14 protein-coding genes are annotated in these 13,517 nt (G+C 40.9%); 1 reads left to right on the forward strand and 13 read right to left on the reverse strand.

The genetic code is table 11. The annotated features are described in order from the left end of the window. Positions 1-2: 2 nt before the first annotated feature. Genes scpB through IV50_RS01665 form a run of 5 tightly spaced genes read right to left on the reverse strand, consistent with a single transcriptional unit; the run spans position 3 to position 3,579 of the window. The gene (scpB, locus tag IV50_RS01645) at positions 3-626 is read right to left on the reverse strand and encodes an SMC-Scp complex subunit ScpB (protein ID WP_057744126.1); all 624 of its coding nucleotides are present in this window, start codon (positions 624-626) and stop codon (positions 3-5) included. After that, a complete protein-coding gene (locus IV50_RS01650) occupies positions 619-1,395 on the reverse strand; it encodes a segregation and condensation protein A (RefSeq protein ID WP_057744129.1) in 777 nt (258 codons plus the stop codon). Before IV50_RS01650 ends, scpB begins: the two co-directional genes overlap by 8 nt. After that, positions 1,388-1,762: a hypothetical protein gene (locus IV50_RS01655; protein ID WP_057744132.1), complete on the reverse strand. Its 375-nt coding sequence runs from the start codon at positions 1,760-1,762 to the stop codon at positions 1,388-1,390. The genes IV50_RS01650 and IV50_RS01655 overlap by 8 nt, the downstream gene beginning before the upstream one ends. A 26-nt stretch (positions 1,763-1,788) precedes the next feature. Then, positions 1,789-2,706 carry a site-specific tyrosine recombinase XerD gene (gene xerD, locus IV50_RS01660; RefSeq protein ID WP_057744136.1) on the reverse strand — a complete coding sequence of 306 codons (918 nt, stop codon included), beginning with the start codon at positions 2,704-2,706 and terminating at the stop codon, positions 1,789-1,791. Continuing rightward, on the reverse strand, positions 2,707-3,579 hold the full coding sequence (locus IV50_RS01665) for a CvfB family protein (protein ID WP_057744139.1): 873 nt from the start codon (positions 3,577-3,579) through the stop codon (positions 2,707-2,709). A 174-nt stretch (positions 3,580-3,753) separates the two neighbouring features. Between IV50_RS01665 and IV50_RS01670 the strand changes: the two genes are divergently transcribed. Beyond that, positions 3,754-4,305: a hypothetical protein gene (locus IV50_RS01670; RefSeq protein ID WP_057744142.1), complete on the forward strand. Its 552-nt coding sequence runs from the start codon at positions 3,754-3,756 to the stop codon at positions 4,303-4,305. Between the two features lie 36 nt (positions 4,306-4,341). On the opposite strand, the gene IV50_RS01675 is transcribed toward IV50_RS01670, so the two are convergent. From IV50_RS01675 to IV50_RS01710, 8 genes are all read right to left on the reverse strand, one after another. Further along, positions 4,342-4,989 (reverse strand): hypothetical protein, encoded by a 648-nt coding sequence (locus tag IV50_RS01675; RefSeq protein ID WP_057744145.1) that lies wholly within the window; start codon positions 4,987-4,989, stop codon positions 4,342-4,344. A 77-nt stretch (positions 4,990-5,066) separates the two neighbouring features. Next, on the reverse strand, positions 5,067-6,035 hold the full coding sequence (locus IV50_RS01680) for a cation:proton antiporter (protein ID WP_057744148.1): 969 nt from the start codon (positions 6,033-6,035) through the stop codon (positions 5,067-5,069). Positions 6,036-6,131: 96 nt separating this feature from the next. Next, the gene (locus IV50_RS01685) at positions 6,132-6,299 is read right to left on the reverse strand and encodes a type II toxin-antitoxin system RelB/DinJ family antitoxin (protein ID WP_057744150.1); all 168 of its coding nucleotides are present in this window, start codon (positions 6,297-6,299) and stop codon (positions 6,132-6,134) included. Positions 6,300-6,431: 132 nt separating this feature from the next. Further along, the gene (gene dtd, locus IV50_RS01690; protein ID WP_057744153.1) at positions 6,432-6,881 is read right to left on the reverse strand and encodes a D-aminoacyl-tRNA deacylase; all 450 of its coding nucleotides are present in this window, start codon (positions 6,879-6,881) and stop codon (positions 6,432-6,434) included. Further along, entirely contained in the window at positions 6,881-9,115 is a 2,235-nt protein-coding gene (locus tag IV50_RS01695) for a RelA/SpoT family protein (protein WP_057744156.1), read from the reverse strand. The genes dtd and IV50_RS01695 overlap by 1 nt, the downstream gene beginning before the upstream one ends. A 163-nt stretch (positions 9,116-9,278) precedes the next feature. Beyond that, positions 9,279-12,617, reverse strand: a complete 3,339-nt coding sequence (locus IV50_RS01700; protein ID WP_057744158.1) for a DNA polymerase III subunit alpha — start codon at positions 12,615-12,617, stop codon at positions 9,279-9,281. 118 nt (positions 12,618-12,735) lie between these two features. Next, the gene (locus IV50_RS01705; RefSeq protein WP_057744160.1) at positions 12,736-12,927 is read right to left on the reverse strand and encodes a YjzD family protein; all 192 of its coding nucleotides are present in this window, start codon (positions 12,925-12,927) and stop codon (positions 12,736-12,738) included. A gap of 87 nt (positions 12,928-13,014) precedes the next feature. Further along, positions 13,015-13,512, reverse strand: coding sequence for a dihydrofolate reductase (locus IV50_RS01710; RefSeq protein ID WP_057744162.1), 498 nt, complete (start codon positions 13,510-13,512; stop codon positions 13,015-13,017). Positions 13,513-13,517: the final 5 nt, after the last annotated feature.

The following is a 13,517-nucleotide window of genomic DNA, read 5'->3' on the forward strand; positions in this document are numbered from 1 at the left end:
ATTTAGTTTGTCTCACTTTCATCTAATAAGTCACTTGTAAAGGCTGACTCGGTTTCTTTAAATAACGGTACTTCCGCATCATTTTGATCACTTGCTTGTAGATGCTCAAGCGTTTGGGCCGTCCCCAGTTCAGGTAAATCTGTTAGCGCATCAAGTCCAAAATAATCTAGGAAGTATTCAGTGGTGCCATATAAGTTAGGTCGTCCCGCTTCATCAGCCCGACCTTGGACACTAATTAAATTACGCAATACTAATTTTTGTAGCATCGCACTCGACTTTACCCCACGAATTTCATCAACATCAATCCGTGTGACTGGTTGTTGATAAGCAACAATTGCCAATACTTCGAGTGCCGATTGCGATAGATTAGACGTAATTGGCGCTGTGAAATACTGATGGATAACTGGAGCCAATTCAGTTTTCGTAACAAGTTGATACTGCTGCCCATGTTTGACCAACATTAAACCTGATCCCGCGTCTGTCGCATATTTCGTTTGCAATCGTTGGAGTGTCTCCATAACCTGATCTGCTTCAGCCTCTGTTGCTGCCGTGAGTTCAGCCAGTTTAACGCCTTCATCCCCCGATACAAATAATAAGGCTTCAATTTGTGCATCCAAATCATTCATCGTTCTGTTCACCTGTTAGTTGATTTTTTAGGATAATCTGATCAAAATTATCCTGCTGTGTCACATAAAGTTGCTGGTGTCGCACCAATTCTAAGACACCCAAAAATGTTACAATCACATCCGACTTGGATGTCTGCCCCTCAAAAAGATCATCAAAACGCAAGACGGATTGATGTGCAAATCGAGCTTTAATGGCTTCAATTTTAACTTCAATTGATGGTCGAGCCGGTGCTAATGAACGTGTTTTAGCACGATCAACTTGAATTTGACGACGTGCTAATAATTTATTAAAAGCTTGTTGCAATGCGTCTACCTGCACACCCACTGGTGTTGGAATAAAAGCATCGGCATCTGCCAGTGGATCAGTTGTTTCAGGGGCGCGTGAAAATTGTTGTTGCCGATCTTCTTCCAAAACGCGCAGTTGTGTCGCTGCATTTTGGTATTGCTGGTAATCAAGCAGTTGTTGCATCAACTCAGCTTTAGGATCTGGCTCATCAACATATTCAGCCAAACTATCATCTTGTTCGTCAACCATAACTGGAATCAAATCTTTAGATTTAATCGCCATCAGATTAGCCGCCATGACTAAAAAATCACCAGCAACATCTAAGTTGCGATCTTCAGCTTGGTGAATAAAATCTAGATATTGTTGTGTAATTTCGGTAATTTGAATATCAAAAATATCCATCTCATTAACGTGAATTAAATGCAGCAACAAATCCAAAGGCCCATCAAAGTCTTCTAAATGATAGGTAATTTGATCAGTCATCTTGCTTAGCCTCTCGCCAATCATTAACAACATGTTGAATCCGTACCGTCCCCATCAAGACTAAATCTTGATTTTGTCGATCAAGGGCATCTAGCATTTCTTGACGCACCTTTAAACGATCTGTAGGTGGTACTTCAACACCATAAACTAATTGTCGAATAACGACCGCATGATACATGTATTCAATCCCAACCATGGCGACAAAATGTCTTGATTCAGGATCTTGCCACAACAATAAGCTGCGATTTGGATTATTTTGATACCAATCAATTTCTCGTTGGGTTGTCGCAATGTTTTTATACTCAGGTAAATAAGAGAGTAACCCCATCGCAATTTTTAATTGATCTTCACGAACAGTTATTAACATGTTTACCTCCTTTTAAAACATTGCTATTACGCCCGCGGATGACTTTTATCATATACCTCTGTCAGACGTTTATCAGAAATGTGGGTATAAATTTGCGTGGTTGAGATATCAGCATGTCCCAACAATTCTTGCACAATACGCAAATCAGCGCCATTTTCCAGAATATGTGTTGCAAATGAATGTCTCAGCGTATGGGGTGAGACATCTTTAGTAATCCCAGCCTGTTGCACCATCTGTTTAATCAGTTTCCAAACCCCTTGCCGGGTTAACTGACGACCATGATCGTTTAAGAAGATGACATCAGCGGTCTGTTGTTTGCCCAAAAAAGGACGGCCCTCTGTTAGATAGCGTTGCAACCAGTGTGCAGCAACATCCCCAATCGGAATAATGCGCTCTTTGTCTCCTTTTCCAATCGTTTGAATCAATCCGATTTCTAAATGTAGATCGTCTAATTTTAAATTGACTAATTCACTGACGCGCAACCCTGTGGCATACATCACTTCCAACATGGTGCGATTCCGCAATCCTAGTGGTGTGTTTGTATCCGGAACAGCCAGCAGTGCATCAACTTCAGCGACTGACAACACGGCAGGTAAATGCTGCGCCTTCTTGGGTGGATCAACTTGATCCATTGGATTTTTGGTCACCCATTGATTATTATAGGCATACTGGAAGAACTTACGTAGCGACGACACCATATGAATCACTGAATTTCGCGATTTTCCTGACGTTTCAAGTGATTTCAAAAAATCTAAGATGGTGAACCGATCGACATCTTGCAATGGCATACTGTTGCGTTCATGCATTAGAAAATGAAAGAACTGTACCAAATCTTGGCGGTATGACGTCCGCGTATTTGTCGATAGGCCCCGTTCCACAGTCACGTAGTGTAAATAATCTGCTAGCTGATCTGTGTAAACGCCCACCTCATTTTGTGTTGCCATTTATTTTTCCTCTTGTTCAACCAAATAAACACCTTGATCATCTTGCGTAATCAATCGTTGCTTGTAAAGATTTCCCAAAGCACGCTTGAATTGACCCTTTGACATATTAAAATATTTTTTAATTGCTTTTGGATCTGACTTATCGTTGTAAGGCAAAGAATTCGTGGCTGACGCTTGTAATAATTTCAAAATCATTTCAGCATCATTCCCAATTGATTCATATGCTCGTGGACGCAATGATAAATTCAAAACGCCATCATCCCGAACACCAATGACGCGAGCATCAAGATGTTCGCCCAAGCGTGGTTCGCGATAACGTTCATCTGGATGGATAAATCCGATATGATAATCGTCCGTCAAAACATACGTCCCAACCATCTTTAGGCGGTAAACAGTTGCCTTAACGTTTTTGTTTTGCATTGTCTTTTTAGCAGGAACTTGCAAAGCTTGATAAACTTCAGCTGGCGCAAGTTCTCCCCATAGTCGTTCTTTTTTATCAACACGGAGCGTCAATAAAAGACGATCCCCACGTTGTGGCCAAAGTTCCTTAATCGTTGGCAATTCATCCAACGACACCACAACGTCTTTATCAGGTAATCCAATATCAACAAAGACACCTAGGTCGCGTCGAATATCAGTAACCGTGCCAAAGGCAAAGTGACCCAGACGCACCTCTGGGATTTTTTCAGTAATTGCTAATTCATGTTGATTGTTTTCATATGCAAACCCAGTGACTGTATCACCAAATGCAAATGGAACGTTAAATTCTGCTTTATTCAATTCATAGGTTACCCCATCAATTTGGGCAAAGTAGTGTGTGCTATTTTCGTCAGTAATCTTTGCCTGAACAATTTCGCCAACTTTATGTGCCATTGTTTCTCCTATTTCAAATTACGTTTTATACATGTTATTTTCATCTAATACTCTAGTTTAACAGATGTCTCGCATAATTGCGCCTGATATGCTTGAGATTATTATTTTTATAGGCAATTTGGCCTGTTTTTGCTAGAATGGAATTAAATAACTAATGAAAGTTGGAAAATAAACATGCAAGCAGTTGGAATGGACCCACAAGTTTTAATCGATATTCTCGTCGGTGCTAAAACTGGTGTTATCTATGATTTTGATACAGATTTACGTGGTGATTTATTAATTACATCATACGCTTTAAAGGAAGCTGGTCTACCTTCAAATATGGCTGGTGCGGTTGTTCAATTAGAAGATGTTGAACCAACCGAAGATGGACACTATATTTGGAAATTCAATCCTGATGTTAAATTGATTCGTCCATTCAAGGTCCACGGTACTATGGAACTCTTTGAAATCCCTGATGAAAAGATTCAATACGAACCAACAAACTGGTTCAATGTTGAAGCTGAGAATGCAGGTCATGAAAAGATTAACGATTGGATGGAAAGCTACGTCGCCACCCACCCTGATATTGATCGCATTCCACGTGCCGATATTCCTGATGATATTGCCGAATTAGCCGCTTCATTCGACGACTGGCGTGCAGCCTACTTCACATTCTTATATGCGCCTACCAAGGCCCAACGTAAGGAATTGCGTGAGGCCTGTTACGAAGTTGAACCTAAATAAACAAAAAAACGCAAATGTCGATGACATCTGCGTTTTTTATTTGGTTTGTTTAAAAATTGGGCTGAAATTTTCCATGATAAATTGACCTTCATCACTATCTTCAGTGACAACGCGCAAATTAGGCGCTTCAGAATGTTTCTTGCGATAGTCAGTCCAATATTGATTGATTGTTGCAACATTTTCAGCATTGAAAGCATCAATGACCATAAGCAACTCGGTGCCATCGTTTTGAATAAGCTTACCCAAGTACGCCTGATTAGCCACCTGGCTCAACCATGGAATCAAATCGGCTTCAATTTCAGCATCATCTTCCGTTAGAGACGCTAACATTGTACGACCTTCCGAAAAGAAAAACTCGCGCGGTAAAACAACACTTTGGTTAATTAGAATACCTTGAATGTCAGTTGTCGTGCGAATACTATTAATTAAATCTTGAAAATGCATCGTAAACACCGATTCATCACCAGTTAGCTGAGCCCAATTTGTATACGTATCAACCAAGTAACGGTCAGGGTCTATGTCTGGCTGTGCCACAAGTTCGAATTGGTATTGTTCCTCATCTTCTTGTCCGCGCACCAGCAGTGTTGCATCAGCTAAAATATTTCGAAATTTATCTGAATTTAGGTTCAAATCATTTGCTTGCAAGGCATGAATTAATGCATCGTTCATTATTGGCTGATTCATCTATCATTATTTCCTCATTTTTGTTTTCTTTTAGTATACCCATTTTATAGAAATCTGCCAAGTCATGTTCTTTTTGACTAGTCCGTCACCTGCTCCAATAATGGACGAAGTATGATTGGTGCAATGATTGTTGATAAAATAATGACGATAACAAAGCTCGAAAACTCCATGTGATTAATAATTTTAGTTGATAGACCAATTTGTGCAATTACTAAGGCCATCTCTCCTCGAGATATCATTCCCGCACCTATGGCGCGACTATCGGTCTTACCAATCCCAGCCAATTGGGCTCCCCATCCGGCACCATAATACTTGGTTGCTACCGCAACAATGGTTAAGATTACGAGTAGCACAGCTTCATTCCAGAAATTGTCGAAGCTTACCATTAATCCAATTGAGCCAAAGAAAATAGGGAACAAGGTCCACTTACCAATGCTATTACTCAACTCCAAAAAGTGGCTTGATCCTGACCAGCGACGCACCAATAATCCTAATCCAAAAGCAACAAGTGGCATTACTGAATCAGGCCCCAACCCTGATCCCCCAATGAACATGGCGTATCCAGCAACTAACAACAATGCCATGACATCATCTAACACGGCTGCTCCTAGGATGACTGAACCAGCCGTTGAGGCCAACTTCCCTTGCTCATTTAACACCGCAATGGTGATTGATACAGAAGTTGCAGCAAATACGATTCCCCAAAAAATCGCTGTTTGCAGTTGGATACCAAACATTAACGCCAGAATGGGGAAAGTTACCAAAGGTAGGACGACACCTAGCACAGCCGCATACGTTGCCGCTTTCATGTTTTGCTTCAGTTGTTTAACATCGGTTTCAAGTCCCGCATTAAGCATTAATAGCAATACCCCATATTCACCAATCACATGAATAATGTGTAAGCTCGGTACCCAATTCAACATTGCTGGACCCACGATGATACCTGCTAAGAGTTGTCCCACAACATTTGATAGCCCCATCTTCTCAGCTAATTTACCACCAGCCAAAGCTGCAAAAATTAAAACACCAAAATATAAAATTTCCATAAACACTCCATTTCCTAATTAAAAAAACACTTCAAGACAGACTATTCCCCCAAATAGTCGATCTTGAAGCGTTAGCTCAACCGAATAAATATTCAATTACTTACCTGAAAACAAGTTATCAAATGGTGACTCACCAGTGTTGGCAACTTGAGTCAAGAAAATCTTGATTGCGGTTTGGGTGGTTAACCCTTGCGCCTTAAAAATTTCATCTGCTTTATCTTTCACGTTATCTTCAACGCGAAGTTGGATCAATTTTTCTGACATGCTTCTCACTCCCCTTACTTTCTTTAAAATTACATGTATTAGTATATCAGATGCGGTTTAAGTTAATCGTTTCAATATTTTTACAAATACATGTTTTTAATATTAACATGTGTCAAAATGACATACAAGATTTTAATAATTTGAATCGGTATCAAAAATAATTGTCACCGGTCCATCGTTAATTAAATTGACTTGCATATCTGCCCCGAAGATACCACATTCAACCAAAAGACCTGCCTCGCGTAATTTGTCATTAAACAAATTATACATTTCTTTTGCATATTCTGGTTTTCCAGCATGCATAAAGTTTGGCCGATTCCCCTTTTTGGTTTGTGCGTACAACGTAAATTGTGAAACAGATAAAATAGCCCCACTGACATCTTTAATGTTTAAGTTCATTTTTCTCGATGAATCTTCAAAAACCCTTAAATTCACGATTTTTCTGACTAAATAATCAATTTCTGCCACAGTATCTGCATCTTGAATGCCCACAAGTAGTAAATAACCTTGTGCAATTTGGCCAACTGAGACGTCATCAACCTGGACTTCTGCTGATTTTACACGTTGTAATACAACTTTCATTAATTAAAGACTCGCTTTACTTCATAGATATCAGGAACGTTACGTACCATTTCAATAATATGCTCTAACTGGCTAAGATCCCGCACGCCCACGGTCAGAGCAATTTTAGCTTCATTTTTATTTTCAATGCGTCCATTAATTGATGTCAATGTTTTGGTATTGTTCGTTACTGTCCGCATCACATCATTCAATAATTTATCACGATTCAAGCCACGAACCGTCAAATTAGCTTCAAATTCTTCATTGGCAAAGCCATCTTCATTTTCCCAAGCCACATCAATTAATCGTTGTCCTTGTTGCTCAGCAGTTTCCACATTTGGACAATCGACCCGATGTACTGAGACACCGCGGCCACGGGTCACATAACCAGTAATTTTATCTCCTGGTACTGGTGTACAACAGTGACCAAAACGAATCAACATATTATCAACGCCATCAATGACAATGCGATCTTTACGTTTATTTTGATCTTTATCATGTTTGACCGCATCTTTTTCGATGGTTTCGTGTTCTTCCAAAATCGCCTTTTGTTCAGCAGCCTGACGCTCTGCTTCCATTTGCGCCCGCTTGTCTTCGGTTAATTTATTCGCAATTCCTTGTGGATTACTGTCACCGAACCCAATACTAGCAAACATGTCATCGGGACTATTGAAATGCGATTTTGTGGCCGCATTTTCTTCATTCTCCGGTGTCATAATTTCTTCTGGATCAAACCCATTTTCTTTTAAGAAATTTGTGAGCATTTGGCGGCCTGCCGTGACATTATCGTCACGATCTTGCTTACGGAAATATTGACGAATCTTATTCCGAGCGCGGCGCGTTTTGACCATATTTAACCAGTCACGGTTGGGCTTAGCTGTTGGCGATGTAATAATTTCAACAATATCGCCTGTCTTAATTTGATAATCAAGTGGCACAATCCGTTCATTCACGCGCGCACCAGTTGTGTGATTCCCAATATTGGTATGAATACTATAGGCCATGTCTAAGGGACCAGACCCCTGGGCTAATTCAATCACATCCCCTTCTGGTGTAAAGGCATAAACGCGATCTGAAAAAAGATCACCCTTAACTGATTCCATAAAGTCATCAGCATCACGAGCATCATCCTCCAAATCCAAAATGCCTTGAATGACATTTAACTTTTGTTCATCATTATTTTCAACATCTGCTCCGTTAAAGTTACCTTCTTTGTAAGCCCAATGTGCCGCCACACCATATTCAGCAATTTCATGCATTTCATGGGTACGAATCTGAACCTCAAGAGGTCGACCACTTGGCCCAATGACCGTAGTATGTAATGATTGGTAGCCATTTGCCTTAGGTAAGGCAATGTAATCTTTAAACCGACCCGGCATTGGCGTCCAACGGGCATGAATCGCGCCAAGAACAGCGTAACAGTCTGGAATTGAGTTAACAATCACCCGAATGGCTGATAGATCGTAAATATCTTTAAAATCCTTCTTCTTATCAACCATTTTACGATAAATAGAATAAATGTGTTTTGGACGTCCGTAGACATCCACATTTTCCAGCTCTAAGTCCTTAATCGTTCCTTCAATTTCATTGACGGCTTCATCAACAACTTCCAAACGCTCGCGACGGCGCATTTTCATTGAACTTGCAATTTCATGGTAAGCATCTGGATCCAAATAGCGGAGTGATAAGTCTTCCAACTCCCACTTAATCGTCATGATTCCCAAACGATCGGCCAGTGGTGCATAGATTTCGAGCGTTTCTGAAGCAATGCGCTTTTGTTTTTCAGGGCGTAAGGCCTCAAGTGTACGCATGTTATGTAGGCGATCAGCAAGTTTAACAATAATAACCCGAATATCATCAGACATGGCTAGCAATAACTTCCGGTGATTCTCAGCAAGTTGTTCACGCGATGACTTGTACTTAATTTTAGAAATTTTTGACACACCATCAACAATGTTTGCCACGTCATCACCAAAATGTTCACGTAGATCATCCAGCGTCGCATCTGTATCTTCAATAACATCATGCAAGTAGCCGGAAACAACCGTATCAGGATCCATTTTTAAATCAGCTAAAATTCCAGCTACTTGTATTGGATGCATAATGTACGGTTCACCGGATTGACGTACCTGATCTTCATGCAAATCAGCTGCAAATTGATACGCGCGATCCACTTTCTCCACATGCTCTGGATTCATATAAGTTGCAACAGTGCGATGGACGTCATCTGCTGTGACTACTTTTGCTTCTACCATATCCTATCCCTCAGTTCATTTCGTGCGTAACACAATCCGTCAGCACACCTAGTTTAATTAATACTAATTGTAACGCAAGTCATGCCTTGAATGTAGTCTAAGATTAAAATAATCTCACATTTATCAACTGATTTGCGTGAGCCGTTAGCACTCACCTCATACATCAATCTGCATTTTGAAAAGCCACATTGTTAATTCCCACAATTTGTTGTAAGTCAAGCTGCACTTGAGGTTCATTTGTTAACCCCTGGTTAGCATCTAAGGCAACCTTTCGCCCAGTTGCTTCTTCAATAATAATGACCTGATTCTTACCATGATGTTGCGCCAAAATTGGTTGAAGTTTTTGGTACACCATATTTGGATTAGTCGCACTTGGAATCCGTAAAAACCACCGTCCGTCTGCTGGGACTTCATCAACGACGACTTGTGGTTTAGTTGCTTGCGCGGCTTGCAATAGATTAGCAATCAGCTGCAAGCTATCACGCCCACGTTGCTGCTCAACCTTACCCTGAATGCGTAACGTTGTTCCTTTTTCGAGTAAATTGCCCACCTGCTGGTACAATTTAGGGAATACAGTAATCGACAAGGTTCCGGTTAGATCCATGACATCGACAAACGCCATTTGATCACCCTTTTTGGTTCGAATGACTTTGACATTTTGCACATAACCAATCACAGTGGCTTGGTCTAACCCAGCGACTAACGTATTAATATCTGAATGTGGCTGTCCTAAGTAGGCTTCAATCGGATGTCCACTTAAATAAACACCCAAAGTATCATATTCATAGGCCAAACGTTCCTCTGTTGGAAATTCAGCGAGTTCACGCACTTTTGGCGTCAACGTTTCAAAGAGTGACATTGAATCACCTGCTAGACCAACCGCGTCCAAGTAACCTTGCAAGGACTCCAAAATGGAACGACGATTATAGCCAAAATCATCAAGCGCACCAGCATATACGAGTGGCTCAAGTTGCTCGACTTTGCGATATTTGTTCGGCAAACTACCAATAAACTGGGTCAAATCCTTGAAACCACCTAACTGCTTACGTGCTTCAAGAATAGCCTCACGAAAATCACGACGCAGTCCCAAAATTGATGCAAACCCCATCTGTAGTTGGCCTTGTTGATTCACACTGTAGCCTTGCCAACTTTGATTTAAACTAGGTCCTTTAATTTGGACGCCGACTTCACGTGCTTCAGCGATATAGGCGGCCACTTTGGTTTTATCATTAATTGCGTCATTCAAAACCGCTTTGTAAAAAGCCAACGGATAGTGTGCCTTCACATACGCTAATTGGAAAGCCAACTTAGAGTAGGCAACGGCATGTGATCGGTTAAATCCATACTGTGCAAATGTTTCAATGTAGCCATAAACTTGCTCAGCTGTTGGTACATCATGCCCCTGCTTTTCAGCCCCAGCCATAAAATCAACTTTAATATCTGCCAATTTGTTGGCATCTTTTTTTGACATCGCACGGCGCAATAAATCGGCTTCCCCTAAAGTAAAGCCAGCAAATTGCTCAGCCACACGCATGACCTGTTCTTGATAAACAATAATGCCATATGTCGGTGCTAAGATATCCGCTAAACTTGGGTCAGGCACATCTTGCGCCTCTTGCCCATGTTTACGCGCAATAAAATGACCAATGTTTTGACTTGGACCCGGTCGGAATAAGGCATTTGCCGCCACAATATCTTCAAAACTATCAGGATGCATTTGAATCAACATGTTTTTCATACCCGCTGATTCGAATTGGAAAATGCCATTCGTTTTGCCTTGTTGAAATAAGGCTAGGGTCTGTCCATCATTTAAATCAATCGTTTGAATATCAAATTCGGCATCTTGTTTTTGAACCTCACGCAAGGCTGTATCTAAAATATTCAAATTTGATAAGGCCAAGAAATCAACTTTTAATAGGCCTAAAGCTTCGACTGGACCTTTTGGTAGTTGCGTCACTAACCGCCCATCTTCACCCAGTTGTACCGGGATTGTTTGTTCAATCGGTGTGGCGGAAAGAACGACTCCAGCCGCATGCAATGATGCATTACGTGGGAGTCCCTCTAATCGCTTGGCCGTATCAAATAAGAGCTCACCATCAACTGGCAAGTCAAATAATGCATTACGAAATGACTGTGATTCCTCAAAAGCCGCTTGTAACGTCAAATTCGGTTGACGTGGCATGGTCTTAGCTAATTGATCAATTTGCGCCGGTGAGAGTCCAAACACACGAGCCACATCACGGATAACGGCGCGTGCACTCATTGTTGAAAATGTAATGATTTGTGCGACTTGCTCATGCCCGTATTTATCATGCAAATACTCTAAAACTTGCTCACGGCGATTATCTGGAATATCAATATCAATATCTGGCATCTGAGCCCGTTGCGGATTTAAGAAACGCTCAAAAAGTAAATCATATTGAATTGGATCAACATCGGTAATCCCCAGTGCGTAAGCAACTAATGATCCCGCTGCCGATCCACGTCCTGGTCCGGTGCGAATATCCTGTTGATGCATGTAATTCATCACATCCCAAACAATTAAGAAATAATCGTTGAAGCCTAGTTCATCAATAGTCGATAACTCATATTCTAAGCGTGTAACATATTCATCATTTGGATTTGCAATACGCTGTTCTAAGCCAGCTTGGGCCAATTCAGTGAGGTATGCCTGAGCCGTCGTATCAGCGGGTAATCCTATTGATGGTAAATTATTTTCCTGTACAACAGGCTCAAAGTGACTATGTTCGGCCAGCCAATCACTCATTTGCACAGCCTCTTGCAGGCCAGCTTGTTTGAATTGGTTCGTCCAATCATCCACACTTGGTAAATATGCTTCAGCTGGCGTAGCTTGCGCTTGACCAATATTTTGAATGGTTTCGCCTAGTCCAATTTTCTCGACAACTTGCATCGCAAAACCATCTTGAGGTGTCGCATAGGCAACTTCACCCATGGCAACCAATGGCGTTTGATAGCTCTCAGCTAACTGACGATAGAGTGTGAGGTGATCAGTTGGCATTTGTGGGGTCACGCCGATAAATAAATGGTCTTTTGGCACCAAGTCTTGTGTCGTTTGAAGCAAGTCTGTCGCTGCTGCCTGATTTGAACTAGCCAATACTGATAGTTCACTAATCGCCGGAAAGATGACATATAAGCCTGCTAAATAAAGTTTTAAATCCGCTAAACGTGGGGGTTCATCAGTCGTCATTAAACGACAACTGATTGCTAACAAATTGGTGTATCCTGTCTGATTCTCAACCAGAAAAACGATTGGAAAATTTTGAGAAAGTTGTGTTCCTGTTAGGCTAGCCGTTAACCCCAGAATTGGCTTAATCTGAGCTTTTTTAGCAGACCGGTAAAAATTATCCATCCCATATAACGTATTTTCATCCGTTAAGGCAATCGCTTGATAGCCCTTCGCTTGTGCATCTTGCACAAGATTAGATGGTAATGTGGGGCTCTTTAAAAGACTAAAGGCCGAACGTGTTTTGAGTGGCACCATTTTTTTTGCGCCCCCTTTCTAATTTGAATTGTGTTCTTTTATCATAGCATTAATTTATCCTTTAAAGCCAAAATAAAAAGACCAATCTACAAGAGATTGACCTTTTTAAAAATGCCATTTAATGTTCACGTGGCTTAGGTGCGGCTGATTTTGAAATATAATACTCTACGACCGCCCCTACCGTTCCAATAATTGCTGAGAACAATGAAACTGCTGTCGCATCATAGCTGACACCCATAAGTGCGCTGGAAATATATCCAACAACTTCACCTAAAATGAACATCCAAAAAAATAATGTTAAATACTTCATGAATCTTACCACCTAAACTTCAAGATACCTTTATTGTACGCTTATCATCTCAGAATGTCATGTTTCTTGTGAAGAAAGTCTCAATTTTTAGCGACGCGTGTAATGCATCACACTATAATCATAGTCATTTTCTTCATTTGTCACACCATGTGCATATTCAGTTCCTTGCCATTCTGTCTTGTCAACAACTGGCATTTTAACATCCCCAGTAAAATCAGTATCCAAGTAAGTCACATATAAGTCACTGGCTAGGTCCATGAAAGCTTCATAAACTGGTTTACCACCAATAATCGCCAAATCAGTCCCGGATTCCTCAGCTATCGTCAACGCTGACTCGATACTATAGACTTTTTGGAATCCCATAGGGACTTCTAAACTTTCGTCATGGGTTAATACGAGATTCATACGTTCTGGTAATGGACGACCATTGAAACTTTCCATCGTATGACGTCCCATCACAACAACCTTCTCTAAAGTCAAAGCTTTAAAAATTTTAAGATCGTCTTTCTCATGCCAAGGAATTTGGCGATTCAACGCAATGGTCCCATCATTTGTTTGCGCCCAAATTAACGTAATCTTAGTCATTATCT

The organism is Weissella viridescens (genome assembly GCF_001437355.1).
In the GTDB taxonomy this organism is placed as follows: domain Bacteria; phylum Bacillota; class Bacilli; order Lactobacillales; family Lactobacillaceae; genus Weissella; species Weissella viridescens.

What these genes read in the sequence shown, in the direction of transcription:
- IV50_RS01685 (WP_057744150.1), bottom strand. Translation starts at nt 6,299, where the DNA reads ATGTCAGAAAAATTGATCCAACTTCGCGTTGAAGATAACGTGAAAGAT.
- IV50_RS01695 (WP_057744156.1), bottom strand. Translation starts at nt 9,115, where the DNA reads ATGGTAGAAGCAAAAGTAGTCACAGCAGATGACGTCCATCGCACTGTT.
- xerD (WP_057744136.1), bottom strand. Translation starts at nt 2,706, where the DNA reads ATGGCAACACAAAATGAGGTGGGCGTTTACACAGATCAGCTAGCAGAT.
- IV50_RS01710 (WP_057744162.1), bottom strand. Translation starts at nt 13,512, where the DNA reads ATGACTAAGATTACGTTAATTTGGGCGCAAACAAATGATGGGACCATT.
- IV50_RS01700 (WP_057744158.1), bottom strand. Translation starts at nt 12,617, where the DNA reads ATGGTGCCACTCAAAACACGTTCGGCCTTTAGTCTTTTAAAGAGCCCC.
- IV50_RS01675 (WP_057744145.1), bottom strand. Translation starts at nt 4,989, where the DNA reads ATGAATCAGCCAATAATGAACGATGCATTAATTCATGCCTTGCAAGCA.
- IV50_RS01670 (WP_057744142.1), top strand. Translation starts at nt 3,754, where the DNA reads ATGCAAGCAGTTGGAATGGACCCACAAGTTTTAATCGATATTCTCGTC.
- IV50_RS01705 (WP_057744160.1), bottom strand. Translation starts at nt 12,927, where the DNA reads ATGAAGTATTTAACATTATTTTTTTGGATGTTCATTTTAGGTGAAGTT.
- IV50_RS01655 (WP_057744132.1), bottom strand. Translation starts at nt 1,762, where the DNA reads ATGTTAATAACTGTTCGTGAAGATCAATTAAAAATTGCGATGGGGTTA.
- IV50_RS01680 (WP_057744148.1), bottom strand. Translation starts at nt 6,035, where the DNA reads ATGGAAATTTTATATTTTGGTGTTTTAATTTTTGCAGCTTTGGCTGGT.
- IV50_RS01650 (WP_057744129.1), bottom strand. Translation starts at nt 1,395, where the DNA reads ATGACTGATCAAATTACCTATCATTTAGAAGACTTTGATGGGCCTTTG.
- scpB (WP_057744126.1), bottom strand. Translation starts at nt 626, where the DNA reads ATGAATGATTTGGATGCACAAATTGAAGCCTTATTATTTGTATCGGGG.
- dtd (WP_057744153.1), bottom strand. Translation starts at nt 6,881, where the DNA reads ATGAAAGTTGTATTACAACGTGTAAAATCAGCAGAAGTCCAGGTTGAT.
- IV50_RS01665 (WP_057744139.1), bottom strand. Translation starts at nt 3,579, where the DNA reads ATGGCACATAAAGTTGGCGAAATTGTTCAGGCAAAGATTACTGACGAA.